Genomic DNA, 22895 nt, shown 5'->3' on the forward strand with positions numbered 1-22895 from the left:
TTCACGTTTGCCTGCCTGAGGGGCGGCAAGGAGAGTTGAGATGGCAACGACAACCGACATGACGCCCGGACAGGTCGTCAAACACTACCTCGACACCTTTTTCAAGAAGGACGTTGATAAAACCCTCGAGTGCCTGACCGATGACGTCGTCTGGAAGGTGCAGGGTGCCCCCGACGTGCCGACGATCGGCGTACGGTACGGCAAAGAGGAGGTTCGCGCGTGGATGGCATTGTTTCCGGTCAACTTCCAGCCGCTCGACTTCCAGATCGAACGAACCTTCGAGAACGGCGATCAGGTTGTCATGACTGGACACTTCAAACACCGCATCCTGAGCACGGGCAAGGAGTTCGGAAGCGACTTCGCCGCAATTTGCTCGGTGAGAGACGGCAAGGTCAGCGCATACAACTTCATTGAGGACTCCTACGCTCTCTGGCGCTCGTTCCAGCATGACTAAAAGGCCGCCTGTACGCAAAAGTCTGAGTCTCGCGGACAAAATCAATCAACGAAATACTAAGAGGCCCCTATGACAAGGACCATCACGCTTACCTCCAGGATCGACGGTTTTGAATTTACCGCCCTGCACGCTCAGCCGGAAGGGACGCGCCGTGGCGGGGTCATCGTCATCCAGGAGGTCTTCGGGATCGATACAGCGGTGCAACGTGACGTCGCCCGTTGGGCCGCACTCGGCTTCGAGGTGATCGCACCCTCCATGTTCGATCGTCAAGAGCGCGGCTTCGTTGCAACGCACGATGCCGAAGGACTACAGGTTGGCCTCAAATACGCAGGTGAGAACGGCGAGGACAATCCGATCTCAGACGTCCAGGCCTGCATCGATGCCTTGAAAGACAAGGGGCCGGTGTATCTCGTCGGCTATTGCTACGGAGGAACGATCACGTGGCGCGCAGCGGCGCGCACGACAGGACTGACAGCTGCCTCAAGCTACTACGGCGCTGGCGTGGCCGCATCAGCTACGTTGCAACCGTCTTGTCCGATCATCTGCCACTTCGGCGGCAAGGACCCTTACATCCCTGCCACCGAGAGCGAGGCGGCGGTGAAAGCGGCGCATCCCGATCTCCCCGTCTACATCTACGTAAACTCGGGCCATGGCTTCAATAATGAGGGACCGGATGCCGATCCCGCCGACGTGAAACTGGCACGTCAGAGAACGCTCGATCTCTTCGAGAAAAACGTGAGCAGCAGTTGATCGCAATCCAGCGGCTTCATTCATCGCTTGGAAGAACCTGCGGGCAACGCATGACCTTCCGACAATTATCAGGAGCTCTTCATGAAATACCGCAATCTTGGTCAGGGTCTCGAGGTGTCGGCCATTGGCATCGGTTGTATGCCGATGATCCAGGACGGCAATATCACCTACGGAAAGGTTGATTTAGGCGTTGCCGAGCGCACGATCCACGAAGCGATCGATCTCGGAATCACCTTGTTCGACACCGCCGAAATGTATGGACCATTCACAAACGAAGAGCTTGTCGGTCGTGCTATCAAGGGACGACGAAATGGGCTTGTCATCGCGACCAAGTTCGCCATGCGCTGGGACGGCAATAGGCCGACCGGCATCGATGGAAGCCCCGAGAACGCACGGCGCGCCTGCGAAGGGTCTTTGAAACGGCTGGGCATCGACACGATTGACCTTTTTTACCAACATCGTGTCGATCCCAATGTGCCGATCGAGGAGACAATCGGCGGGATGGCCGAGCTCGTGAAGGAGGGAAAGGTCCGCTACATCGGACTCAGCGAGGCCGCGCCCGACACGATCCGCCGGGCGGCAAAAGTCCATCCGATCGCAGCACTCCAGACCGAATACTCAATCTGGGAGCGCGATGTGGAGGCAGAAATTCTGCCGATCTGCCGCGAGCTCGGAATCGGCTTCATTCCCTATAGTCCGCTTGGCCGTGGATTCCTGACCGGTGATATCCGAAGCCTGGACGATTTGCCAGCCAATGATTGGCGGCGCAACGATCCACGCTGGTCACCGGAGAACTTCCCCAAGAACATGGCGATCGTCGAAGCAATTTCCTCGATTGCGGCCGCCCATGGGGTCTCCAACGCTCAGATCGCGCTCGCCTGGCTGCTCGCTCAAGGTGAAAACATCGTTCCAATTCCGGGCGTGAAGCGACTCGAAACCATGCGCGACAGTGCAAAAGCGCCGGGCGTCGAGCTGAGCGCGATCGATCTTGCCGCGCTGTCTTCTGCCGCGCCTGTCGGCGCAACCGCTGGGCCGCGTTACGCTGCGGCTGGGATGGCTACGGTGAAACGCTAGGGGTTACGGGTTCAGCGTCAAGGGGCGGTCTTGCGCGGCCTCCTGACGCTCATTAGGTCCCTTGCCCGGCCCAGGAAAATTCGCATGTTGCCGTGTTGCATATAGCGGCCTCGCGGACATGAACGAGGCGCGAGGGGGTGCGCACCGGCGCGAACCCAACAGCTTTCGATCACCGCTAACGATCACGAGTGAGATCGGGATTGGCATTTACCACTTGTTCGGCAAGGAAATCGCCAACGACGCGTATCCGCGCCGATGCAACGAGGTCCGCGTGAGTCACCAGCCACAACTCATTGCTGAATACCTGATCCGATGGGACAACACGCACGAAGTCGTCGCCTACCGCGAGGAAGTCGGGAATGACGGCCAGCCCGAGGCCAGCTCGAACCGCCGCAATCTGCGCCGGCAGGCTGCTCGTGACCAGCGCGGCTCTATATCCGGGATGCTCCCGGGCGAGCCAGGTGGCGGCGGGCAGATGCGCATGGCTTTCATCCCAGGCGATGAATTGGCGCCCGTCCAGCGGCTGGCCCGGCACCGCAGGATTTTCCTCGAGATATGCTCGGCTACCGTAGACCGAGTAGGTCATATGACCCACCCGTCGGATCTTCAGATTTCCGCGAGCAGGCCGGATCACCCGTAGGGCGATGTCGGCCTCTCGCCGACTGAGTTCTGCGGTGACAGTGCTCGTGATGAGTTCAAGGCAAATACCAGGATATCGCTTCCTGAAGGAAGGCATGGCAGGAATGATGAGGTCCGTTGCAAGATTCTCCGACGTCGCTAGCCTGACTGTTCCCACAGGCGTCCTGTCCAGCCCTGCTACGCCGCGCTCAAGCGCCATGACGCGGTCTTCAACCTGTTCGGCATGCTTCAAAACCTCACGGCCCTCATCGGTCAGGAAGTAACCGGTCTGACTCCGGACGAAGAGGTTGCTTCCGAGGCTAGCCTCGAGCTCTCCTATACGGCGGCTGACCGTGGATTGGCTCACATTCAGGTCCCCGGCCGCCTGAGTCAGACTGCCGTGACGGGCGACGCAGAGGAAATACCTTAGATCATTCCAGTCCATACGGTCTTCGATTCTTCGGGATGAGAACTTCATTATCTTTTAATTCAATCTTCCTTTTCACATTTCATTAATCGCTCATTGACCCGTCCATCATTAATCATGGCGGCCATGCGGATATTCGACCAGGCGAAGCTCACCATACCCGATCTCCAGGAATACCCGTTCTATCGCTGCTGGCAAGCAGAGATTTGCCCACCGCTGGTTGAGAACCTGAGCTATCTCATGCCGGAGGATCAGGAGAACATCCAGCGGGTGACTTCTTTCGAGATGATGGCACCATGGGTCGCAGCCGGATATGGCGTCGGGGTGTCCGCGATCACGCATCAAGCGTGCCCATGGGCGGGGGATCACCATGCGACCGCTCGCCGATGCCCCCTATGAAATCTGGACGTATTTGCAACGACCTCGCGCACAAGCTGAATCAGCTTCGGAGCAGTTGGTGAGCAGAGCGCTGCAAGTTGCCAGGACGTGCCCCCCTATGGCCGGAGCCATCACCCCGGCCATAAGTTGAAGTACAGGGGTTACGCCCCCTCAAACACCACTGCGCCATCCACCAGCCGACGGACGCTCTGCCGCACATTCTCGGGGATGGGGCCCAGGGCAACGGTCTCGGGCACATCCACATGGCGCTGGTAGTAGTCGCCCATGATGACCCGAATGATCGCAGGCACGTTAGTCGGCGTGACCACATCAATGGGCGCGCGATCACCCAGGTCAGAGTGCGGCTGGGTCAGCATTCGATACAGATCCCATGAGTCCGCATGCGGGCACTGGTTAATGAGTACCTGCGCCAGCCTGTGCTTGAGCGGCACCAGTTGCCAGTCGGGAACTCGCTGCCCCCGGTTACCCAGGCTGATGGAAAGCAGCTTGCCCGCCTTCAGTTCGCGGTTGATCTGGTCCTTAGACTTCCCGGCTAGCTTCCCGAACAGCGGGACCGGCAGATTGTTCGGTGACTCGTAGATGGCCAGCATTTCCTCGCGCTCGCGTTGGATCGCGGAGACTTCCGGTTCCGGGGCATGCGTCGGAAGCGGCGGCACCTGCGACAGTCGCTGGAACGTCATCCCGCCGCTATTCGGGGTCACGACAATGGGCGTGGCGCCCACGGGCGGGACGTCGGGGGCAGTTGGCTCGACCACCGTGGGGGCTGCCTCCGCCGATTCCTCCACTTCCGCCATCGCCGGGACTCCGTCGATACGGATGGTCAGGTGCGCGCTCGCAGCCTCCACTTCGCCTTGTTCGAGCAAGTCGAGGCGATCGGCCCAGTCCTGCATCATCCGACGGCGCGGTTCCACGTACTTGGCGTGGTTGTATGCTGAACTCACCTTGTTGGGGTCGGAGTGAGAAAGCTGCGCATCCACCCAAATCTTGGGGTAGCCGATCTCGTTGAGCGCCGTCGAAATGGTCCCGCGAATGCCGTGGCCAGTCAGTTGGTCCTCGTAGCCCATCCGCTTCAAGGCGGCATTCAGGGTGTTCTCGCTGATGCGTTTCTTGAGTTCGCTGCGGTGCGCCAGCAGATGGCGCTGGGCCGGCCGCATCACCCCCAGGAGGTAACGCACGATCTCGATGGCCTGGAGGGATAGCGGCACGATGTAGGGCGGCACGTCCTGCGGACGCTTGCCGGCCTTGCGCATCTCGTCCTGAAGCTGCTTGACGATCTGCGGCGGGATGATCCACAGGCCGCGGCCCAGGTCGAACTGATCTGGGGTCGCCAGCCGCAGTTCGCCGGTTCGTACCCCGGTCAGGAACAGCAGCCGGATACCAAGCTGGGTCTGCCAGCCACGCGGGTTGTAGAGCCGGAGTTTCTGGAGAAATTCGGGCAGCGCGGACAGATGCAGGTACGGGTTGTGGGTCACCGGGGGCTTGGGCTCTGCCACCACATCCAGGTCGGAAGCCGGATTGGCTTCCAGCCCCTCGACGATCACGAGAGCATAGCGGAACAACTGACTCAACCAAGTACGGACCTTTTCTGCCGTGGTGAAGGCCTTGCGTTCCTCGATTCTTGCCAGAACGCCCAGAAGCTGGGGCCGGCGAATGTCGTAGATCGACATCTTCCCGAGGGTGGGCAGCACGTCCTTGCCGAAAATCCGAAGAATCTGCGAGAGGGTGCTTTGACGGCCTTCCTTGAGTTCCTTGCGCCGATGCTCGACCCAGGCATCGAAGACCGCCTTGAACGTGTAGTCGGCCGCCAACTTCACGGCATGGCGCTTCTGCTTGCGGTCGGTGTGAGGGTTGACGCCCTTGGCCAGGAGTGCACGGGCCTCATCGCGCAAGGTGCGCGCTTCACGCAGGCCGATCTCGGGATAGTTGCCCAGAGAGATGCGCTTTTGCTTGCCGAGCCAGTAGTAGCGCAGGTGCCACGATTTGCCGCCGGTAGGGGCGACCACCAGGCCGAGGCCATCGGTATCGGGGAGGTTGTAGGTTTTGTCAGCGGCCTTGGCTTGCCGCACAGTCAGATCAGAGAGTGCCATCATCGAAGCTCCTAAGTCTTGGACTTAGGCCCGATGCTGCTGGTCATCCCGATCCAACCCCAGCAACAACCCGGAACCGACACCACCCGCATTCTTTGGCCTTGTTTTTGGCCTCAAAAACGCTGGCTGTCAGTGGATTCCAGTGGCTTTTGCTGGAATGAAAAAAGGAGCCGAAGCTCCTCTTTTCAACGACTTACAGACCCCAGTGGAAGTCTGTAGATCATAATTTGGAGCGGGAAACGAGTCTCGAACTCGCGACCTCAACCTTGGCAAGGTTGCGCTCTACCAACTGAGCTATTCCCGCATGTACTGGAGGCGCGAGCCGGAGTCGAACCGGCCTAAACGGCTTTGCAGGCCGCGGCATAACCGCTTTGCTATCGCGCCATCGCGCCGGAGTTCAATCCGGAGCAAAAAAGGGAAAGCATACATGCGCTGCTTTCCCTTTTTTTAATCTGGAGCGGGAAACGAGTCTCGAACTCGCGACCTCAACCTTGGCAAGGTTGCGCTCTACCAACTGAGCTATTCCCGCATCGAAAGAAGGCGCCATTTTAAGGATTTTCGGGGTTGTGTCAACACCCGCCACGCCTTATTTTCTCTCTTTCATGCGGGGCCAGGCCGCCTTCAAATAGTAAGCCATTGACAGCAATGTCAAAAATGCCGCGATCCACACCAGCACCGTGCCGACGAGTTGGATGTCCAGCCCGGCGATTGGGTCGTGATAAAGCAAAAACAGGATGGCCGCCATCTGCACCGTGGTCTTGAACTTGCCGATTTGCGCCACAGCCACACTGCTGCCTTCGCCCATGCCCGCCATCCATTCACGCAATGCGCTGATGGCGATTTCACGGCCAATGATGATAAAGGCGATCACCGCCCCCACGCGCTCAAAATCCACCAGCACTACCAGCGCGGCGGCCACCATCAGCTTGTCGGCTACCGGATCCAGAAATGCGCCGAAGGCCGAGGTCTGGTTGAGCTTGCGGGCGAGGTAGCCATCAAACCAGTCGGTCAGCGCTGCCAGCGCAAACAGCACGGCAGCACTGAAGTTCACCCAATGTGCCGGGATCACGCTGACCGGCATATAGAAGATGCCGACAAAAATCGGAATCATCAGGATGCGTGTCACGGTAAGCGTATTGGGTATGTTCCAATGCATGAATGGGGTCGCCTTTTTTCTGGTCAGATAATGCGTTGTTATTGTTAATGTAATTCGTCGTATATTTTTTGCGCCAGCGCCGGGCTGATGCCTTCCACCTGCGCCAGCTCATCGGCACTGGCATTCTTGACGCCATCCAGCCCGCCAAACCGGGTCAGCAGGCGCTGGCGCCGCTTGGCACCAATGCCTGTGATGTCTTCCAGACTTGAATGCATGCGGGCTTTACCTCGACGCGCACGGTGGCCGGTAATGGCAAAGCGGTGCGCTTCATCGCGTATCTGCTGCAGCAGATGCAAACCCGGGTGATCATTGCGCAACCCGACGGGAGTATCGCGATCAGGGAAGAACATTTGCTCAAGGCCCGGCTTGCGCTCCTCGCCTTTGGCAATGCCCACCAGCTGGATGTCCGGCAAGCCTACTTCATGCATGACTTCCACCGCAACCCCAAGCTGCCCTTTGCCGCCATCAATAAACACCAGATCCGGCAGCAGCCCCTCGCCTGCCGCGACCTTTTTATAGCGGCGCGTCAGGGCATCGCGCATGGCGGCGTAATCGTCGCCCGGGGTGATGCCCGTAATATTGTAGCGGCGGTATTCTGAATTCTGCATGGCGCCACGATCAAACACGACACAGGAAGCGACGGTGGCCTCCCCCATGGTATGGCTGATATCAAAACACTCAATACGTTCCGTCGTTTCTGGCAAATCCAGGGCCTCGCGCAGGGCCACCAGACGCGCCTGCTGATTGGCATTGGCAGCACTGCGCTGCTCCAGGGCAAGTTCGGCATTGGTTTGCGCCATCTTCAGCCACACGCGTTTGTCGCCGATGGGGTTGGTATTGATCTTGACCTTTCGCCCGGCCTGTTCGCTCAACACTTCTTCCAGCTCTGCCGTCTCCATGCCTTCGACCCCGACGATAATCAGGGGCGGCGTATTCTGCGGCATGTAATGCTGTTCCAGGAAAGCTTCAGCCGTCATGCGGGCATCCGCGCCTTCAGCGTTCTTGGGGAAATGACTCTTGTCCCCCAGATGGCGACCGCCACGTATCATCACCAGATTGACACATAGCTGACCATGCAGCTCGGCGCAGGCAATCACATCGGCATCGCTGATGGTAAAGTCGCTGACGAACTGCTTGGCCTGCACCTGCCGCAGGCTTTGCATGCGGTCACGGTAAACAGCCGCCATCTCGTATTCCTGCTCCTCGGCCGCCTGCATCATCTTGTGGCTGAGCTCATCCATCACCTGCTGTTCACGCCCTTGCAAAAACAGGGTGGCATGACTGACATCGCGCCGATAATCCTCTTCCGAAATAAAGTTAACGCAGGGCGCGGTGCAGCGCTGAATCTGGTATTGCAGACAGGGGCGCGAGCGATTGGCGAACACCGTATTTTCACAGGTGCGCAGGCGGAAGACTTTTTGCAGCAACTGTATGCTCTCGCGCACCGCCACCGCATTGGGAAAAGGGCCAAAATAGCTGTTGCCCTTGCGCTGCGTGCCCCGATGAAAAGCCAGGCGCGGGAACGCATCGCCAGTCAGGGTGATATAGGGATAGGACTTGTCATCGCGAAACAGCACGTTGTAACGCGGCATGAAGCTCTTGATGAGATTGTTCTCAAGCAGCAAGGCCTCCGCCTCGGAGCGGGTGACGGTAGTTTCGATGCGCTCGATTTGAGACACCATCATGCGCGTGCGCGGGCTGGGCAGATTCTTCTGAAAATAGGACGACACGCGCTTTTTAAGGTCGCGCGCCTTGCCCACATAGATCACCGCATCCTCGGCGTTGATCATGCGATATACGCCCGGCAGATTCGGCAGGTTTTTCAGTATGGGTTTAGGGTCAAACATAGGGTTCAGGTAAGGGCCAGCCTGGATGGGTTAAGCAGAGACAGTTGAGCCCGCATGGTCACCAGCGGCAGGCGTCACGCCCCTTATATGGGGCAGCGCTCACCGCTGGCAGTGTGTGCCGGGCGATTACGCGTCGAGCAGTTTCCCGGCGATTGCCCAGTCTTCATATTCCACTTCATCAAACGTGATGTAGGTATAACTGGCAGGCTTGTTCGCCACGCGCTCCATGGTCTTGGTCACTTCTTCGGCAATTTTTGCTTTTTGCTCGCGGCTCAGTGGGCCGGCATGCTTGATATTGATATAAGGCATTTTATCCTCCTGTTGCGTGTTGAAGATTCGCGGTGACAGGAGGAAGCCCTCCCGTCCATGGCCAATGACAGCTCAGGCTGGCTGCCCGGCCTTTTTGGTCAGCCAGCAACCCACCTTGCCCGCATTGAGCGCTGCCACTGTTTCGGGCTGCAAGGTGACATGCTCGATATCAAAACGGTCATGCAGTAAGGTGCGTATCGCATTCAAGACTTCATGCCATTGCTCCATATCATTCAGGACAATGTGTGCCGACAAGGCACTCACCTCGGAAGACAGCGACCAGATATGCACGCTGTGCACCTCTTGCACTTCCGGCACACCATGCAGGGCGCGCGTCACTTCCTGAATTGATATATGCGAAGGCACGCCTTCCATCAGCACATGCAGCACTTCGCGCAACAATCGGAAAGTGGAGAACAGAATCAGGGCTGAGATCAGCAGCGACAAAACCGGATCAATCATCATCCAGCCGGTGAAGTAGATCACGGCACCTGCCGCGAGCGCCGCCACTGAGCCCAGCATATCGCCCAACACATGCAGCAGCGCGGCTTTATGGTTCACGTTATCCTGATGTTGATGCAATTGCCTTGCCACCAGCAGGTTGACCAGCAGACCGACAAAGGCGATGGCCATGACTTCGAGACTATGCACTTGCTGCGGGTTCTGCAGGCGCTGGATCGCCTCGAGAACGATGGCCCCCACAACCGCCAGCATCACCAGGCAGTTCACGAAGGCCACAATGATTTCGGCACGCATCAGACCATAACTATGCTTTTGTGAGGCAGGTTTGGACGCAATCCAGGTGCCAAGCCAGGCCAGGCCGAGCGCAGCAGAGTCAGAAAACATGTGCCCGGCATCGCCCATCAGGGCCAGTGAACCGGAGTACCAGCCGCCCACCGCCTCGATACAGGCAAATGCCAGGGTCAGCAACAAGGGCCATTTGAGACTGTTACCTGCGTGGGAATGGGCGTGTCCATGATGGTGATCTGAACCATGCGCATGGTCATGATGGCCATGTCCCTCGTGATCATGTCCAGGAGCTTGGTGTGCGTGGGTGTGATGGTCGTGTTTCATAGAGTTGCTATGCTAACAGCCTGATATGGCAAATCCAATAACAAAAAGCCCCTGGCATGGCTGACGCCAGCCGTAAGGCAGGTTGAACAGTCAAATCACAGCCCCAGCTGGTATCGATCAAGGCGCAGGCGGCGCGGTAAGCTCGCCGTCTTTTGCGCGGATACGTGCACGAAATTTCTCCTTGGCGGATGCCTTCTCGGCTGGGTCAATGAACCCATCCTTGTTACTGTCCATGCGCTTAAACACTTTTTCTGAAGGCTTGAACTCGGACTCACGAAACTCCTGCAAGCTGATGCGACCGTCGCCATTGGTGTCTGCCCGCATATGGTGCCTTTTGGGGGATGCACCATCTTCAGCAGCATGCGCCAGGCCGATTAACAAGACCATGGGAGGAACTATCCAGTAACCATGTTGCATGCTTCAAAATCTCCTTGTGAAATGGAGGGAGACCACGCCAGGTAAAAACGTACAGGCCTCATATACATAGCATATACCTTAGGCAAAATGAACCTGCCGTCAATCGCGTTGACCAATTCCTCATGCAAAATTGCCAGCACCACGCTGACACCGCCTTATAATATAGCCATCCATCGCCAAGGAGTCCGCCATGAAAATCGTCACCTCTGTATTAACCGCCCTTCTGCTATCCAGCCTGCCCGCACTGGCGGCTGAAAAAATCGTCGTGGTGAATGCCATCAGCGACAATGGTGTCGGCAAGATCATCGGCACCGTCAAGCTGAGCGATAGCGAAAAGGGATTGGTTATAGACCCCGACCTGGGCGACCTCAGCCCCGGCGAACACGGCCTGCATGTGCATGAAAATCCGAGTTGTGAAGCCGCTGACAAAGATGGCAAAAAAACTGCCGGTCTTGCTGCAGGCGGTCATTATGACCCCACCAAAACAGCCAAGCACGAAGGTCCGCAGGGACACGGTCATGCCGGTGACCTGCCTGCATTGCAGGTGAAGGCCGATGGCAGCGCTACCCAGATACTGGTCGCGCCCAATCTCAAGCTTTCTGACATCATTGGCCGCAGCCTGATGGTGCATGCCGGTGCCGACAATTACAGCGATCAGCCAAAACCATTGGGCGGTGGTGGCGCCCGTGTGGCTTGCGGCATTATTGAATAACAGGGAAACAACAAGCACATGCTGAGTTATCGTCACGCCTTTCACGCGGGGAATCATGCCGACGTGCTTAAACATTTTGTACTCATGCAAGTGCTGCAGTACACCGGCCAGAAAGGCAAGCCTTACTGGTATATCGACACCCATGCTGGCGCGGGAAAATATGCACTGGATACCGGCTACGCGACACAAAATGCCGAATTTGAAAGCGGCATTTCGCGCCTGTGGCAAGCCACCGACCTGCCCGCCCCGCTGGCGGAATATGTGCACCTGATCCGACAGGAGAATCCGGATGGCAAGCTGCGCCTTTACCCCGGCTCTCCCGCGGTTGCCGAAGCCTGCCTGCGCGATGAAGATCGCATGCGGCTATTTGAACTGCATCCGAATGACTTCAAGCTGCTGCGTCAGACCTTTCAACATGGCGGGCGCAAGGTCATGCTGTTTGCCGATGACGGGTTTGCTGGCATCAAGGCCCTGCTGCCACCACCACCGCGGCGGGCCGTGGTGCTGATAGATCCGCCCTACGAAGAAAAACAGGATTACCAGCGCGTGGTGACCGCCCTGCAGGATGCCTTGCAACGTTTTGCCACTGGCACTTACATCATCTGGTATCCCCTGTTGCAGCGTGCCGAGCCCCAGCAGATGATAGACAAACTCAAGCGTTTGCAACTGCCCAGCTGGCTGCATGTCACGCTGACGGTGCAACACCCATCGGAAGAAGGCTTCGGCATGCATGGCAGCGGGCTGTTTATTGTGAATCCACCCTGGACGCTGCCTGCCACGCTGCAAGAAACTTTACCCTGGCTGACCGAGTCTCTTGGCCAGGACAACGGTGCCGACTATACCTTGGAGCATCTCATCCCTTGAACCCATCTGCCGAGAGGATTCATCATGCATAATGTCTGCATCCTCTCGACTTCAGGCAGCAAGACCCATACCGATTTTATTTTGACGAGGAACCTTCATGGCGACCGCTAGCAATACCCGCAATACGACGCAAAAGATGCACCCGATGGCTACCATCCTGTTCGGTAGCCGCTGGCTGCAATTGCCGCTCTACCTTGGCCTGATTGTGGCGCAGGGTGTGTATGTGTTTCACTTCATGGTCGAGCTCGTGCATCTGGTGCAAAAAGTACCCGACATGCATGAAGCCGACATCATGCTCATCGTTTTGGGCCTGATTGATGTGGTGATGATCTCCAACCTGCTCATCATGGTGATCGTGGGCGGCTATGAAACCTTCGTCTCACGCCTCAATCTCAAAGGCCACCCTGACGAACCTGATTGGCTCTCGCATGTGAATGCCAATCTGCTCAAGGTCAAGCTGGCCACAGCCATCATCGGCATTTCCTCCATCCACCTGCTGAAGACCTTCATCAACGCGCCCAATCTGGATGAAAAAACGCTGATATGGCAAACCATCATTCATATGGCCTTTGTGCTGTCGGCGGTATCGATTGCCTGGATAGACCGCCTGATGACGCACGCTGACAATAAGCATTAAGTACCTGATGTATCTCCTGCAAGCCGCCCACGCGGCTTGCAATCCATTTGCAGATCAAAAAACGCGCAGCTTCGGGTAACAGCTGCCACCACGCAAAGGAAGCTCCATGACGCCACAGGAAAAAATCGCGTTTGCCGACGACTTTCTCACGCTTTATCTTTCCATGGGCTTGGGTAGCCTGCCCAAGCGCGAGATTGATCTGTTTGTGTTTCATGCCCTGATCCAGAGTGCCGAGCACAGGGGCAAATCCAATTACGAACTCGCCAATACCTTTGGCATCCCAGAATCACGCATCAAATCACTCAAGCTCAATGCCGCCTTGCGCCATCAGGACATCAACCCGCGTGCGATATTGGCTAGGGTGGTGGAGCGGCTGATCGGCAGCCAGCAATTTGCCGAGCTGAGCGATGGCAAAATTGATATCTCGCTTGAAGACCCGCTGGAACGACGCGAGCTGGAAAACTTTTTGAAATCGCGCGGGCATCACGCCGAATACACCTTGAACCGTGAAGTCTTGCGCATCTCAGCGGCACGCTTGCTGGAGCTGATCATGGAGCACGCCGAGCGGGCGGGCAGCGAGTTTGACGAGATTATCCGCAGCCAGATCAAGGATCAGGCGGTCTCTGCCCGCATTCTGGCAGGCGCGCCTTCGCTGAAACAAAAACTGGATCGGCTACGCGCTGAAAACCTCAACCTCGCCACCCTCAAGTCGCTGATCGCCAAGGCATTCACCCTGTTTTGATGCTTATCTGGATGGCGAAAATTCGCTCGCCAGCCAGTCATTGATCAGCGCTTTTTCATAGCGCAATGCATCGCTGTCCCGCGCTACTGTCGTCATCTGAAACCCCAGATTGCGCAAGTTTTTCTCGCCCTGCCCAAGGATATGCCCATCGGCATCGCGCCATTCATATTGCAACTTGATGCGTGGCGGATACACATCGCGCACAATTCGCACATCACGCTCCGGGCCGCGCCAGGGTTCAAAACTACCGGCAAGATCGATATCGGTAATTCGGATGCTGAGCTGCTGCCCCGGCTGCAAATAGCGCAGAGCCGTGCGTTCTATATATTTTCGTAACGATGCCAATATGGACGCGCTATATCCGCCAAAACTGTCATTACCCGCATCGGTAAACTTCTCGGGCTGAACGAACTCCACCGCCACCGCGCCCGCTGGCGGCTCCGCATACGCATTGGTCAAGCCACATACCAGCATCGCCATCGCGCCACATCGCATGCCCATCACTCTGAAATCCATCTTACACATCCATGTATGCAATATGGCATATGACGCTGAATCTCCATATAAATTCTTGTTACATCGGGCGATAAAACTGTACCAAGCGTATGCCTCCATGAAGGAATAAAGCGCCCTGAGGCGCTTTATTCTTTTGATACTGACCTATTAACTTTAATCTTTTTGATAGAGCGGCGATCGTGGGCCATATAACATGCCATTGGGTTGGCCTGCTGCCAATAAACGATTGGCAGCAGCCGCTGCGACAGGCGTAATTTGATCAGTAAGATTGCTTATCACCTGGTTAATTACTGCATAAATCAGCACACCCACCAAGCTGCCCTGGCTTTGCTGCCCCTCCTGGTTGGAAGCCCAAGACTCGCCCTCCCACAGCAGCTTGCCCGATCTCAGGTCCACCAGCTTTGCCTGAGCCTTGACATTGGTATAGCTCGCAATCACTTTATAAGACGTGCCGTACTCTTTCACATCAATATACAAAACGGCATCCGCCCCAAATAGCTCCCGCAGTTTTGCGATAGGCAAGCCATGTACATCTGTTGGATTATTCAAGCCATTCTGCTTGAAGGTTTCAGCCGTCACTGCCACTGGCATGACATAGTAGCCAGACTCGGCCAATGGAAAGGTCACCTGCGCCAACATACCGTCGCTTGCTGCGACATCCACCGAGCTATTCAGCGGCGGCAACACCAGTATGGATAATGGCCTGGCCTGGCGATATTCAGAATAATCATAGCCAGCCTTAGTCGGGGTCGCGCAGCCTGAGAGCAAGAGCGCGAGCAGCCACATGCCACCGGCCACCCCATGGGCGAGCATCCTCATCATTGAGCGTCCCCCTTCAATCTTTTCAGCATCAAGTCCATGAATACGGCAGACTCTGGGAACTGTTTTTTCTCGTTATTAAATGCCTCAGCAGATTTTCCAGCATTGCCAATGGAAGCATATAAAAATCCTATGTGGGCCAGATAACCAGGCGGCGGCTTCTGCCCCTTGACTTGCATTTTGGCAAGCTCAGCCTCAAGCTCGCCAATCTGCTGTTCAGGCGCTGAATCTGCTTTGAAATAATGGTTAAGCTGCGCTTGATATCCACCCCAGCCATAAAGCGTTTTGGGCTCAGTGGCGCAACCACCCAGCAGCAACAGACAGGCGGCAGGCCATATAAACAAAATAGGTAACTGCATGCGCTATTCAACGGGTTTCCAACTGCCGTTTTGAACGCCCGCAACCAAGTTATTTACTGCTTCACGAATCGCCAGGTCCAGCACCTTGCCATTCAGTGTGGAATCGTAACTGGAGGTACTTCCAAACCCGACAACTTCGCGATTGTTTAAGGTGTATTCACCCGCACCTTGCACCGAAAAATCCACTTGGGAAGTTTTCACATTCACAATATTAAGATTGACCTTGGCATACGCTACCTGGGATTTTCCCCGGCCAAGAATGCCAAACAACTGCTGGTCACCCACTTCTTTGCGGCCAAATTCGCTGACATCCCCTACAACCACATAATGCGCGCCGACGATGGCTTGAGCTTGCTGGTTAAACTTGGCTTCCTGGGCTATTTCAGCCAGATTGTCCCGTTCCACAACATTAAAATACCGGGACTGTTGAAGGTGGGTAAGCAAAATGGTTTTGGCCTGCCCACCCAGGCGATCTACGCCATCAAAGAACAATCCGCGCAAAAAGCTTGAGCGGTTGTCAAATTTACCTATGGCCAAGGTAGTTTTCTGCCCACTATAGTTAGTGTCGCTAGTAGCAACTTTGGCCACAGGTAATGTCCTGGAGGTTTCATGGGTCGAACAGGCGCTGATGATTAAAGCGCTTAATGTGAAAAGGGCTATTTTTTTCATACCGTTTCTACACAATTTGGGGTTGAACAAGATGGGGATAATCAACACGACGAATATACTGATGGCCATGTCGCCCTATGCGAGCTAGCTACAAGGCCGGACTATATAACAACGGCCATATGCGCAATGAATGACGGCTTACTTTCTGTGTTTTCCATCACCAGACGAGGGTGCCAGCCTTTATTTGCGGTGTTGATATGATCGGAAACGGCTCAATTGCGGCAAATAAAAAAAGCCGCTTTCGCGGCTTTTTTTATTTAACTTCACCAACGTGCTGCTAGATAACCTCGGCAATCGGGATGATCTTTTTGGTGTATTCCGGCATCTGGTCAAAATTAAGGTATTTGTAGATGCTGTCGGCGTTTTTGCTGAGCTTGTCGCCCACGGTTTCCAGATACTCGGCAGGCGTCGGCATGCGGCCCAGACGAGCACACACAGCGGCCAGTTCGGCGGAACCCAGATATACGCGGGCATCCTTGCCCATGCGGTTATCAAAGTTACGCGTACTGGTGGAGAACACAGTCGCCTTGTCGGCCACGCGCGCCTGGTTACCCATGCACAGCGAGCAGCCCGGCACTTCAGTACGCGCGCCCGCTACGCCAAACACGGAATACACGCCTTCATCTCGCAGCTGGTTCTCGTCCATGCGCGTAGGCGGCGCAATCCACAAGCGTGTTGGAATGCCACCCGAACCTTCAAGCACCTTGGCGGCAGCACGGTAGTGGCCGATATTGGTCATGCAGCTGCCGATAAACACTTCGTCTATCTTGTCGCCTACGACGGCAGAAAGCGGCTTGATGTCATCAGGATCATTGGGGCAAGCCACCAGCGGTTCCTTGATTTCATTGAGGTCGATTTCCAGCACATAGGCGTATTCGGCATCGGCATCCGGCTCCAGCAGATGGGGGCTGGCGAGCCAGGCCTGCATGGCTTCAATACGGCGTTGCAGGGTACGGGCGTCAGCATAGCCGTTATCGATCATGTTCTGCATCAACACGATGTTGGACTGCAGAAACTCGATCACTGGCTCCTTGTTGAGCTTGACGGTGCAGCCATTGGCCGAGCGTTCGGCGGAGGCATCGGCAAACTCGAATGCCTGTTCGACCTTGAGGTCAGGCAGGCCTTCAATTTCCAGAATACGGCCGTTGAATACATTTTTCTTGCCTTGCTTGCCTACAGTGAGATCACCCTTCTGAATGGCGGCATACGGAATGGCATTCACCAGATCACGCAGGGTAATGCCAGGCTGCATTTCGCCTTTGAAGCGTACCAGCACCGACTCCGGCATATCCAGCGGCATGGCGCCCATGGCGGCGGCAAACGCGACCAGGCCAGAGCCTGCAGGGAAGGAAATCCCGATCGGGAAGCGGGTATGCGAATCCCCACCGGTACCGACGGTGTCAGGCAGAATCAGACGATTCAGCCAGGAGTGGATCACGCCATCGCCAGGACGCAGGCTGACGCCACCACGGCTGGACATGAATTCAGGCAGGCTGTGCTGCAGCTTGATATCCACCGGCTTAGGGTAAGCAGCGGTATGGCAGAAGCTCTGCATCACCAGATCTGCCGAGAAGCCCAGGCAGGCCAGCTCTTTCAGCTCGTCACGGGTCATGGCGCCCGTCGTATCCTGCGAACCCACGGTCGTGATTTTCGGTTCGCAATAGGTACCAGGGCGCACGCCCTGCCCTTCTGGCAAGCCACATGCGCGACCAACCATCTTCTGGGCCAGGGTGTAACCCTTGCCGGTATCCTTGGGGGCGATGGGCTTGATGAACAGATCGGATGGCGGCAGACCCAGCAACTGGCGGGCATTGGTAGTCAGGCCGCGGCCGATGATCAGGGGAATTCGGCCACCAGCACGGACTTCATCCGGCATGGTCAATGGCGCCAGATCAAAGGTGGAAATCACCTCGCCAGCGGCATTCAGCACTTTGCCTTCATAGGGTTGGATGATGATTTCATCGCCGGTATTCATCTGGCCAACGTCACACTGGATGGGCAACGCACCCGAGTCTTCTGCGGTATTGAAGAAAATCGGGGCAATCTTGCCGCCGAGCACAATGCCGCCACTACGCTTGTTGGGGATATTCGGAATGTTGTCACCCATCAGCCATTGCACGGAGTTGATAGCAGATTTGCGTGAGGAACCGGTACCGACCACATCGCCAACATAGGCCAGCGGCAGGCCTTTTTGCTGCAGGTCCAGAATGGTCTGCAAGCCATTAGGCATCTTGTTGACCAGCATGGCCTTGGCATGCAACGGAATATCTGGACGTGACCATGCCTCTTGCGCAGGCGACAAGTCATCGGTATTGGTTTCGCCAGGCACTTTGAACACAATGGCACGAATCTCCGCAGGCAAGGCCGGGCGGTTGGTAAACCACTCGCCAGCTGCCCAGGATTCAACCAGCTTCTTGGCATGCGGGTTGCCCGCTTTCATTTTCTCGGCCACATCATGGAAGGCATCAAACATCAGTATGGTCTTGGAAAGCGCCTTGACTGCATCTTCGGCCATGGTGCCATCCAGCAGCTCCACCAGTGCCTGCACGTTGTAACCGCCCAGCATGGTGCCCAGCAGCTCTACTGCCTTGGCCGGGCTGACCAGCGGCGATGTGGCATTGCCCTTGGCAATGTCTGCCAAAAAGGCAGCCTTGACGTAAGCCGCCTGGTCCACTCCGGCCGGAATGCGGTTTGCCAGCAACTCAAGCAAGGCGTCCGCCTCACCGGCTGGCGGATTCTTCAGCAGGTCCACCAGCTCGGCAACTTGCTCAGCGGTAAGGGGTAATGGAGGCAAACCGGCATTGGCGCGCTCGGCTACATGTTCACGGTAATTTTTCAGCATGGCACTCATTCGAGGATAAGTAATAGATGATGGGATTATACAGTGCGCTGCAAGCGCTATAAATCGTGCGGGCAGCAACATGCAAACTATATGCAATGACTGTGCCTGCCTTGATGCGGCATTCACATTTCAAAGACGAGCCACAGCCACCCGGGCAAGCACGCGACCAAGGACTCGCCAGCGTGGCTGCCATGGCTCCAGCATGAGGACTACGGGAGGAAGCGTCCGGCGCGATTGAGCGGCACCAGTCCTCCCCAGCCGGGACTATGCCCCAAACTGGTGCCCGCGCTTAGGCTCGGAACTTGCCGAACTTGAAGGGCATGACTTTGCCCACCACTTCCACGTCTTTTGCGTTTTCTGCTGAATAGACTTCGATAGGGAAACCACCATCGTTGTCATATTTGATGGCGACGCTGCCATCCAGTCGCACCTGCACCCGTTTGATCATGATGCGTCCGTGCTGGCGGATGGCATACAGGGCATCCCCATCGAAAGCATTGCACCGAATATCAATGAACACTTCATCACCATCGCTCAACAAAGGCTCCATGCCATCGCCATACACATGCACGAGCTTGAGGTAGCGCGACGGCACGCCCCCCAGCCCGGAATCAGCATTGAGCTCTACCTTTTTGATCAGATGATTTTCATGAATCAGCAGCTGACTCGATGAGGCATGGTCCGCACAATAGCGCTCCACGCATAAACTTTCATCATGAAAAACCTCGACCATTTTGACGCGCGGGGCGGACCCAAAAAAATCCGGACGAGACTCGAGAAATACGCTGATGGCTTCAGCAAGCTCAGGAGGAGGCAAATATTCATTCAGAATGCCATTGGGGCCGCCCTTGCCGTTGACTTGACGGGAGGGCCAACTCTCTCTTTTTGCTTTGTCTCTGCAGCCGCGAATGGAGTTCGGCAACCTCACCACCAAATGCTGAGAGAGTAAAGCCAACTCGGATGCGGAAAACCATTGCTTAATGCCCATATGGATTCGTCCCGGTTAATAAAAATGTTGGGAAAATGTTAGGCATGCGTATTTATTTAACTATATGTTTTTTATATATATTTATTGATATTGGTTTTTATTCGTAAAAATTCACAAGATCGTGTTGACAAGTTGAGAAATATTTCCTAACATTGCCTCACAACCAAAAACGCTTTGATTGCTCACGCAAATCAAGCGAAATTAAAACCGTACAAGGGGGTGCAATTGCTTTCAGTCCGCGTCTGGATTTAGCGCTTATCGCCAAATCTACTCGCATCGGCTGCTTCACGTTCACTCCCTCAGTTCTGCGGCTTTAGTAACTATTCAACCCGGCTTCCCGCTTCGATTGGGCAGCCCTTGATGAATAACCTTGCAACACTTATGGATGCAAGGCGGAATAAATTTACCAATGACTGCCATTGGATTAAGGGGGTACCACCATGCAGATTGACTTACTGCAGTTGTATTACCAATGCCTGCCTGGCAAACAAGCCCCCTTTGGCCTGACTTCGTACCTCATCATACTACCGCCGCAGCCCGCGCAAGCCAAAGAGATACAGGCATTTCATCCATCTGTTCCACGCCTCCTTTCAGGCAAATATCGAAAACGGCATCGCTGACCTCGCCATGCGCCTCCAGCCCTTGATAAACCACATCGCCATTTTCAGCAAATCAGGCCATGATGAAATCTAACCCACCGCTAGAAATAATCAAGTGCTCCAGGGGCGCACATATCAGAAAAAGCCTGGATGGCATCATTACTGGTTGGGATCAGCGCGCAGAAGATATGTTTGGCTACTCGTCACTAGAAGTCATTGGCCAACCATTCAGTGCCTTGTGCACACCAGATCAGCAAGCCCTGGAGAAAAACCGCCTTAGCAAGCTGCGTGAAGCCAGATGTATCATGCACTTTGAGACTGAGCAAGAGCATAAGAATGGCAGCATGCTGCTCATCCTTAACACCCTCACCCCACTTTGGGATCTCCTGGGCAACATCATTGGCGCTTCACGTGTCGTACATGACCTGACGGAACACAATCGCATACGCGATGCCCTTCAGCTGGAACAGCAGCGTTGGCATACCACGCTGTCAGCAGTGCGGGACGCCGTCATCATCACAGACCATCGCGGCCATATCGAGTTTCTGAATGTCGCAGCCGAGAAACTGCTGGGGCAAGCACTCAGCCATGTTGGCGGTCAGCCTCTACGTCACTTTATCAGTCTGGCAAAGGGTAGCCCGTCGGCAGCGATTGATGACGCGCTGCAAATCAGCATGCGAGAGAACCGCCGACTTGACCTTCCGTTGCGCCTGCTGGCTCGACAGAAGCATGAGCAAGACATGATGAGTAGCACCATCACTCCTTTCAGGCCAGAAGATCGACAGAAAGCAGGCACCATCATCGTAATGCAACACTGGCACGCAGCCTCTTTCAGCCATTCGGAAATGGACCCGCTGACCGGCATTCACAATCGCATCACTCTTGAAACCCGCCTGCAAGCCGCGCTCACTTCTGCGCATACGCAGGGCGAGCGGCATATGTTCATGTATCTTGATCTGGACCAGTTCAAGATCGTCAACGATACCTGCGGTCATGCCGTTGGCGATGCTCTACTCAAGCAAATCGTCAGCATCATACGGGGCTGCCTCAGCGCAGACGCCCTGCTGGCAAGGCTGGGCGGAGATGAGTTTGCCATTCTGTTGCTATGCTGCGACAGCGATGCCGCTGGCAAGATTGCCGATGACATATGCAACAGAATTGAAGCATTCCGCTTTGCGCATGAGCAAAAACGCTTTCATGTAAGCGCCAGCATAGGCTTGGTCAGAATAGATCACCAATGGCAGGATATCAGTGCCTTGTTACAAATCGCCAACGCCGCCTGTTACACCGCCAAGCAGGAGGGACGTAACCGCACGCATCTTTATCGCGATACCGACTTCGCCATCAAAAAACATCATGAGGAAATCCAGTGGGTAAACCGGCTGGAGCTCGCCCTGGAAGAAAACCGCTTCAGCCTGTATTGCCAGCGCATTCTTCCGCTCAACGAAAACAGCGGCATGCATGGCGAAATCCTGTTGCGCCTGCCAGATGGCAACGGCGGCATGATCCCTGCTGGCGCTTTCATGCCAGCGGCGGAACGCTTTCACATCACCTCCCGCATTGATCGCTGGGTAACCAAACGCGTGCTGCACTGGATCATGGAGCATGAGCATGTGATCGACCATATTGATGTGCTATCCGTGAATCTCTCCGGACAATCCATCGGTGATCGGGCCTTTCATGAATATATGCTGGAACTGATCGTTTCCACGCCAGCCACTTACTCCAAATTATGTTTTGAGATCACGGAAACCGCCGCCATTACCAACCTGGCCGATGCCAACAGTTTTATTGCCTCCATGCGCCGCTTCGGCATTCGCTTTTCACTAGATGATTTTGGCAGTGGCGTATCCTCGTTTGGACACCTCAAGAATCTGGACGTGGATTACCTCAAGATTGATGGTCAGTTCATTCGTGCGATTGATAGCAATGTGATTGATCAGGCCATGGTGCGGTGCATCTGCGAAATTGCCAACGGCACCGGATTAAAGACCATTGCAGAGTATGTCGAAACCGTAGAAGTGGAAAACCTGCTGCGCGGCATGGGCATTCACTATACGCAGGGCTACCTGCGCCACAAACCGGCCCCACTGGATGACATGCTGAAGCACTGAGACTATGAATGAGGAGGGCTTGTCACCAACGCAAGCTCAAAGGCTGACAAGGGGAAAAGCAACAAAAAATGCGGTATCCGTTGGAGAGTCTCTAGTAAAACGAACGGGAGAATGGCGAACCGCAGCTTTTACTGTTAGCAGCCGACACCATTTCGTCCATCACCGGCTTGTTGAAATCCTTGCCATGCACGGTTTCGATATAGGCGCGCACTTCATCCACCGTCACCATACCATCATGGTCCTTGTCCATTTTCTGCAAGCGCTCTTCCACCGTGATAAATGGCGACTCGGCGGCGGCAACCGGAATAGCACAGGCGGCAATGGCAAGCCCGGCCAATTTCCACATGTCGATCTTCATGATGTCCATTTTGATTCCACCTTCGTTCCCGATTGCATGAATGGCCTTCATCGCCATTTGAAAA

Annotated in this window: 23 protein-coding genes and 3 tRNA genes; 9 read left to right on the plus strand and 17 right to left on the minus strand. The window is 55.6% G+C overall.

Annotated features, from left to right (window positions below; all coding sequences use genetic code 11):
- Positions 1 to 40: 40 nt before the first annotated feature.
- From LG203_RS06310 to LG203_RS06320, 3 genes are all read left to right on the plus strand, one after another.
- Complete coding sequence (locus LG203_RS06310; protein ID WP_230344978.1) at positions 41 to 454, plus strand: nuclear transport factor 2 family protein; 414 nt, start codon at positions 41 to 43, stop codon at positions 452 to 454.
- Between the two features lie 69 nt (positions 455 to 523).
- Positions 524 to 1204, plus strand: a complete 681-nt coding sequence (locus tag LG203_RS06315) for a dienelactone hydrolase family protein (RefSeq protein ID WP_230344979.1) — start codon at positions 524 to 526, stop codon at positions 1202 to 1204.
- A gap of 81 nt (positions 1205 to 1285) precedes the next feature.
- A complete protein-coding gene (locus tag LG203_RS06320; RefSeq protein ID WP_230344980.1) occupies positions 1286 to 2278 on the plus strand; it encodes an aldo/keto reductase in 993 nt (330 codons plus the stop codon).
- A gap of 175 nt (positions 2279 to 2453) precedes the next feature.
- On the opposite strand, the gene LG203_RS06325 is transcribed toward LG203_RS06320, so the two are convergent.
- Positions 2454 to 3341 carry a LysR family transcriptional regulator gene (locus LG203_RS06325; RefSeq protein ID WP_230344981.1) on the minus strand — a complete coding sequence of 296 codons (888 nt, stop codon included), beginning with the start codon at positions 3339 to 3341 and terminating at the stop codon, positions 2454 to 2456.
- Positions 3342 to 3440: 99 nt separating this feature from the next.
- Between LG203_RS06325 and LG203_RS06330 the strand changes: the two genes are divergently transcribed.
- Positions 3441 to 3722, plus strand: coding sequence for a hypothetical protein (locus LG203_RS06330; RefSeq protein ID WP_230344982.1), 282 nt, complete (start codon positions 3441 to 3443; stop codon positions 3720 to 3722).
- Between the two features lie 140 nt (positions 3723 to 3862).
- Here LG203_RS06330 and LG203_RS06335 read toward each other — a convergent pair whose 3' ends face one another.
- The 9 genes from LG203_RS06335 to LG203_RS06375 form a co-directional block, all read right to left on the minus strand.
- Positions 3863 to 5812: a tyrosine-type recombinase/integrase gene (locus LG203_RS06335; RefSeq protein ID WP_456085639.1), complete on the minus strand. Its 1950-nt coding sequence runs from the start codon at positions 5810 to 5812 to the stop codon at positions 3863 to 3865.
- 225 nt (positions 5813 to 6037) lie between these two features.
- A tRNA-Gly gene (locus tag LG203_RS06340) sits at positions 6038 to 6113 on the minus strand.
- Positions 6114 to 6119: 6 nt separating this feature from the next.
- Positions 6120 to 6193 (minus strand) — tRNA-Cys (locus tag LG203_RS06345).
- 69 nt (positions 6194 to 6262) lie between these two features.
- Positions 6263 to 6338, minus strand: a tRNA-Gly gene (locus LG203_RS06350).
- 57 nt (positions 6339 to 6395) lie between these two features.
- Positions 6396 to 6965: a CDP-diacylglycerol--glycerol-3-phosphate 3-phosphatidyltransferase gene (gene pgsA, locus LG203_RS06355; RefSeq protein ID WP_013441840.1), complete on the minus strand. Its 570-nt coding sequence runs from the start codon at positions 6963 to 6965 to the stop codon at positions 6396 to 6398.
- A gap of 44 nt (positions 6966 to 7009) precedes the next feature.
- A complete protein-coding gene (uvrC, locus tag LG203_RS06360; RefSeq protein ID WP_230344983.1) occupies positions 7010 to 8812 on the minus strand; it encodes an excinuclease ABC subunit UvrC in 1803 nt (600 codons plus the stop codon).
- A gap of 126 nt (positions 8813 to 8938) precedes the next feature.
- Entirely contained in the window at positions 8939 to 9121 is a 183-nt protein-coding gene (locus tag LG203_RS06365) for a tautomerase family protein (protein WP_230344984.1), read from the minus strand.
- A 72-nt stretch (positions 9122 to 9193) separates the two neighbouring features.
- Positions 9194 to 10195: a cation diffusion facilitator family transporter gene (locus LG203_RS06370; protein ID WP_230344985.1), complete on the minus strand. Its 1002-nt coding sequence runs from the start codon at positions 10193 to 10195 to the stop codon at positions 9194 to 9196.
- A gap of 117 nt (positions 10196 to 10312) precedes the next feature.
- The gene (locus LG203_RS06375) at positions 10313 to 10612 is read right to left on the minus strand and encodes an EF-hand domain-containing protein (RefSeq protein ID WP_230344986.1); all 300 of its coding nucleotides are present in this window, start codon (positions 10610 to 10612) and stop codon (positions 10313 to 10315) included.
- Between the two features lie 190 nt (positions 10613 to 10802).
- Here LG203_RS06375 and sodC point away from each other — a divergent pair, with 190 nt between their 5' ends.
- The 4 genes from sodC (at position 10803) to LG203_RS06395 (ending at position 13567) form a co-directional block, all read left to right on the plus strand.
- Complete coding sequence (gene sodC / locus LG203_RS06380; RefSeq protein WP_230344987.1) at positions 10803 to 11324, plus strand: superoxide dismutase family protein; 522 nt, start codon at positions 10803 to 10805, stop codon at positions 11322 to 11324.
- 18 nt (positions 11325 to 11342) lie between these two features.
- Positions 11343 to 12188, plus strand: a complete 846-nt coding sequence (locus tag LG203_RS06385; RefSeq protein ID WP_230344988.1) for a 23S rRNA (adenine(2030)-N(6))-methyltransferase RlmJ — start codon at positions 11343 to 11345, stop codon at positions 12186 to 12188.
- Between the two features lie 97 nt (positions 12189 to 12285).
- Positions 12286 to 12825 carry a TIGR00645 family protein gene (locus LG203_RS06390; protein WP_013441832.1) on the plus strand — a complete coding sequence of 180 codons (540 nt, stop codon included), beginning with the start codon at positions 12286 to 12288 and terminating at the stop codon, positions 12823 to 12825.
- Between the two features lie 106 nt (positions 12826 to 12931).
- On the plus strand, positions 12932 to 13567 hold the full coding sequence (locus LG203_RS06395) for a hypothetical protein (protein ID WP_230344989.1): 636 nt from the start codon (positions 12932 to 12934) through the stop codon (positions 13565 to 13567).
- 3 nt (positions 13568 to 13570) lie between these two features.
- On the opposite strand, the gene LG203_RS06400 is transcribed toward LG203_RS06395, so the two are convergent.
- The 6 genes from LG203_RS06400 to LG203_RS06425 all read right to left on the minus strand — a co-directional run bounded on the left by LG203_RS06400 (position 13571) and on the right by LG203_RS06425 (position 19700).
- Positions 13571 to 14083, minus strand: coding sequence for a DUF3016 domain-containing protein (locus LG203_RS06400; protein ID WP_230344990.1), 513 nt, complete (start codon positions 14081 to 14083; stop codon positions 13571 to 13573).
- Positions 14084 to 14236: 153 nt separating this feature from the next.
- A complete protein-coding gene (locus tag LG203_RS06405; protein ID WP_230344991.1) occupies positions 14237 to 14905 on the minus strand; it encodes a DUF799 domain-containing protein in 669 nt (222 codons plus the stop codon).
- A complete protein-coding gene (locus LG203_RS06410; RefSeq protein ID WP_230344992.1) occupies positions 14902 to 15261 on the minus strand; it encodes a DUF4810 domain-containing protein in 360 nt (119 codons plus the stop codon). Before LG203_RS06410 ends, LG203_RS06405 begins: the two co-directional genes overlap by 4 nt.
- A 3-nt stretch (positions 15262 to 15264) precedes the next feature.
- Positions 15265 to 15999: a CsgG/HfaB family protein gene (locus LG203_RS06415; RefSeq protein ID WP_230344993.1), complete on the minus strand. Its 735-nt coding sequence runs from the start codon at positions 15997 to 15999 to the stop codon at positions 15265 to 15267.
- A 208-nt stretch (positions 16000 to 16207) separates the two neighbouring features.
- Positions 16208 to 18772 (minus strand): bifunctional aconitate hydratase 2/2-methylisocitrate dehydratase, encoded by a 2565-nt coding sequence (gene acnB / locus LG203_RS06420; RefSeq protein ID WP_230344994.1) that lies wholly within the window; start codon positions 18770 to 18772, stop codon positions 16208 to 16210.
- Between the two features lie 289 nt (positions 18773 to 19061).
- Positions 19062 to 19700 carry a S24 family peptidase gene (locus tag LG203_RS06425; RefSeq protein WP_230344995.1) on the minus strand — a complete coding sequence of 213 codons (639 nt, stop codon included), beginning with the start codon at positions 19698 to 19700 and terminating at the stop codon, positions 19062 to 19064.
- A gap of 739 nt (positions 19701 to 20439) precedes the next feature.
- Between LG203_RS06425 and LG203_RS06430 the strand changes: the two genes are divergently transcribed.
- Positions 20440 to 22473 (plus strand): bifunctional diguanylate cyclase/phosphodiesterase, encoded by a 2034-nt coding sequence (locus tag LG203_RS06430; protein ID WP_230344996.1) that lies wholly within the window; start codon positions 20440 to 20442, stop codon positions 22471 to 22473.
- Positions 22474 to 22564: 91 nt separating this feature from the next.
- On the opposite strand, the gene LG203_RS06435 is transcribed toward LG203_RS06430, so the two are convergent.
- On the minus strand, positions 22565 to 22840 hold the full coding sequence (locus LG203_RS06435; protein WP_230344997.1) for a calcium-binding protein: 276 nt from the start codon (positions 22838 to 22840) through the stop codon (positions 22565 to 22567).
- Positions 22841 to 22895: the final 55 nt, after the last annotated feature.

Source organism: Methylovorus mays (assembly GCF_020531915.1).
Classification (GTDB): domain Bacteria; phylum Pseudomonadota; class Gammaproteobacteria; order Burkholderiales; family Methylophilaceae; genus Methylovorus; species Methylovorus mays.

Bases quoted from the DNA above. Each gene is read 5' to 3' on its own strand.
- LG203_RS06405 (WP_230344991.1), bottom strand. From the start codon at position 14,905: ATGATGAGGATGCTCGCCCATGGGGTGGCCGGTGGCATGTGGCTGCTC.
- LG203_RS06330 (WP_230344982.1), top strand. From the start codon at position 3,441: ATGGCGGCCATGCGGATATTCGACCAGGCGAAGCTCACCATACCCGAT.
- LG203_RS06395 (WP_230344989.1), top strand. From the start codon at position 12,932: ATGACGCCACAGGAAAAAATCGCGTTTGCCGACGACTTTCTCACGCTT.
- LG203_RS06320 (WP_230344980.1), top strand. From the start codon at position 1,286: ATGAAATACCGCAATCTTGGTCAGGGTCTCGAGGTGTCGGCCATTGGC.
- LG203_RS06375 (WP_230344986.1), bottom strand. From the start codon at position 10,612: ATGCAACATGGTTACTGGATAGTTCCTCCCATGGTCTTGTTAATCGGC.
- uvrC (WP_230344983.1), bottom strand. From the start codon at position 8,812: ATGTTTGACCCTAAACCCATACTGAAAAACCTGCCGAATCTGCCGGGC.
- acnB (WP_230344994.1), bottom strand. From the start codon at position 18,772: ATGCTGAAAAATTACCGTGAACATGTAGCCGAGCGCGCCAATGCCGGT.
- LG203_RS06335 (WP_456085639.1), bottom strand. From the start codon at position 5,812: ATGATGGCACTCTCTGATCTGACTGTGCGGCAAGCCAAGGCCGCTGAC.
- LG203_RS06365 (WP_230344984.1), bottom strand. From the start codon at position 9,121: ATGCCTTATATCAATATCAAGCATGCCGGCCCACTGAGCCGCGAGCAA.
- sodC (WP_230344987.1), top strand. From the start codon at position 10,803: ATGAAAATCGTCACCTCTGTATTAACCGCCCTTCTGCTATCCAGCCTG.
- pgsA (WP_013441840.1), bottom strand. From the start codon at position 6,965: ATGCATTGGAACATACCCAATACGCTTACCGTGACACGCATCCTGATG.
- LG203_RS06370 (WP_230344985.1), bottom strand. From the start codon at position 10,195: ATGAAACACGACCATCACACCCACGCACACCAAGCTCCTGGACATGAT.
- LG203_RS06400 (WP_230344990.1), bottom strand. From the start codon at position 14,083: ATGGATTTCAGAGTGATGGGCATGCGATGTGGCGCGATGGCGATGCTG.
- LG203_RS06430 (WP_230344996.1), top strand. From the start codon at position 20,440: ATGATGAAATCTAACCCACCGCTAGAAATAATCAAGTGCTCCAGGGGC.
- LG203_RS06415 (WP_230344993.1), bottom strand. From the start codon at position 15,999: ATGGCCATCAGTATATTCGTCGTGTTGATTATCCCCATCTTGTTCAAC.
- LG203_RS06390 (WP_013441832.1), top strand. From the start codon at position 12,286: ATGGCGACCGCTAGCAATACCCGCAATACGACGCAAAAGATGCACCCG.
- LG203_RS06410 (WP_230344992.1), bottom strand. From the start codon at position 15,261: ATGCAGTTACCTATTTTGTTTATATGGCCTGCCGCCTGTCTGTTGCTG.
- LG203_RS06385 (WP_230344988.1), top strand. From the start codon at position 11,343: ATGCTGAGTTATCGTCACGCCTTTCACGCGGGGAATCATGCCGACGTG.
- LG203_RS06435 (WP_230344997.1), bottom strand. From the start codon at position 22,840: ATGGACATCATGAAGATCGACATGTGGAAATTGGCCGGGCTTGCCATT.
- LG203_RS06325 (WP_230344981.1), bottom strand. From the start codon at position 3,341: ATGGACTGGAATGATCTAAGGTATTTCCTCTGCGTCGCCCGTCACGGC.
- LG203_RS06315 (WP_230344979.1), top strand. From the start codon at position 524: ATGACAAGGACCATCACGCTTACCTCCAGGATCGACGGTTTTGAATTT.
- LG203_RS06310 (WP_230344978.1), top strand. From the start codon at position 41: ATGGCAACGACAACCGACATGACGCCCGGACAGGTCGTCAAACACTAC.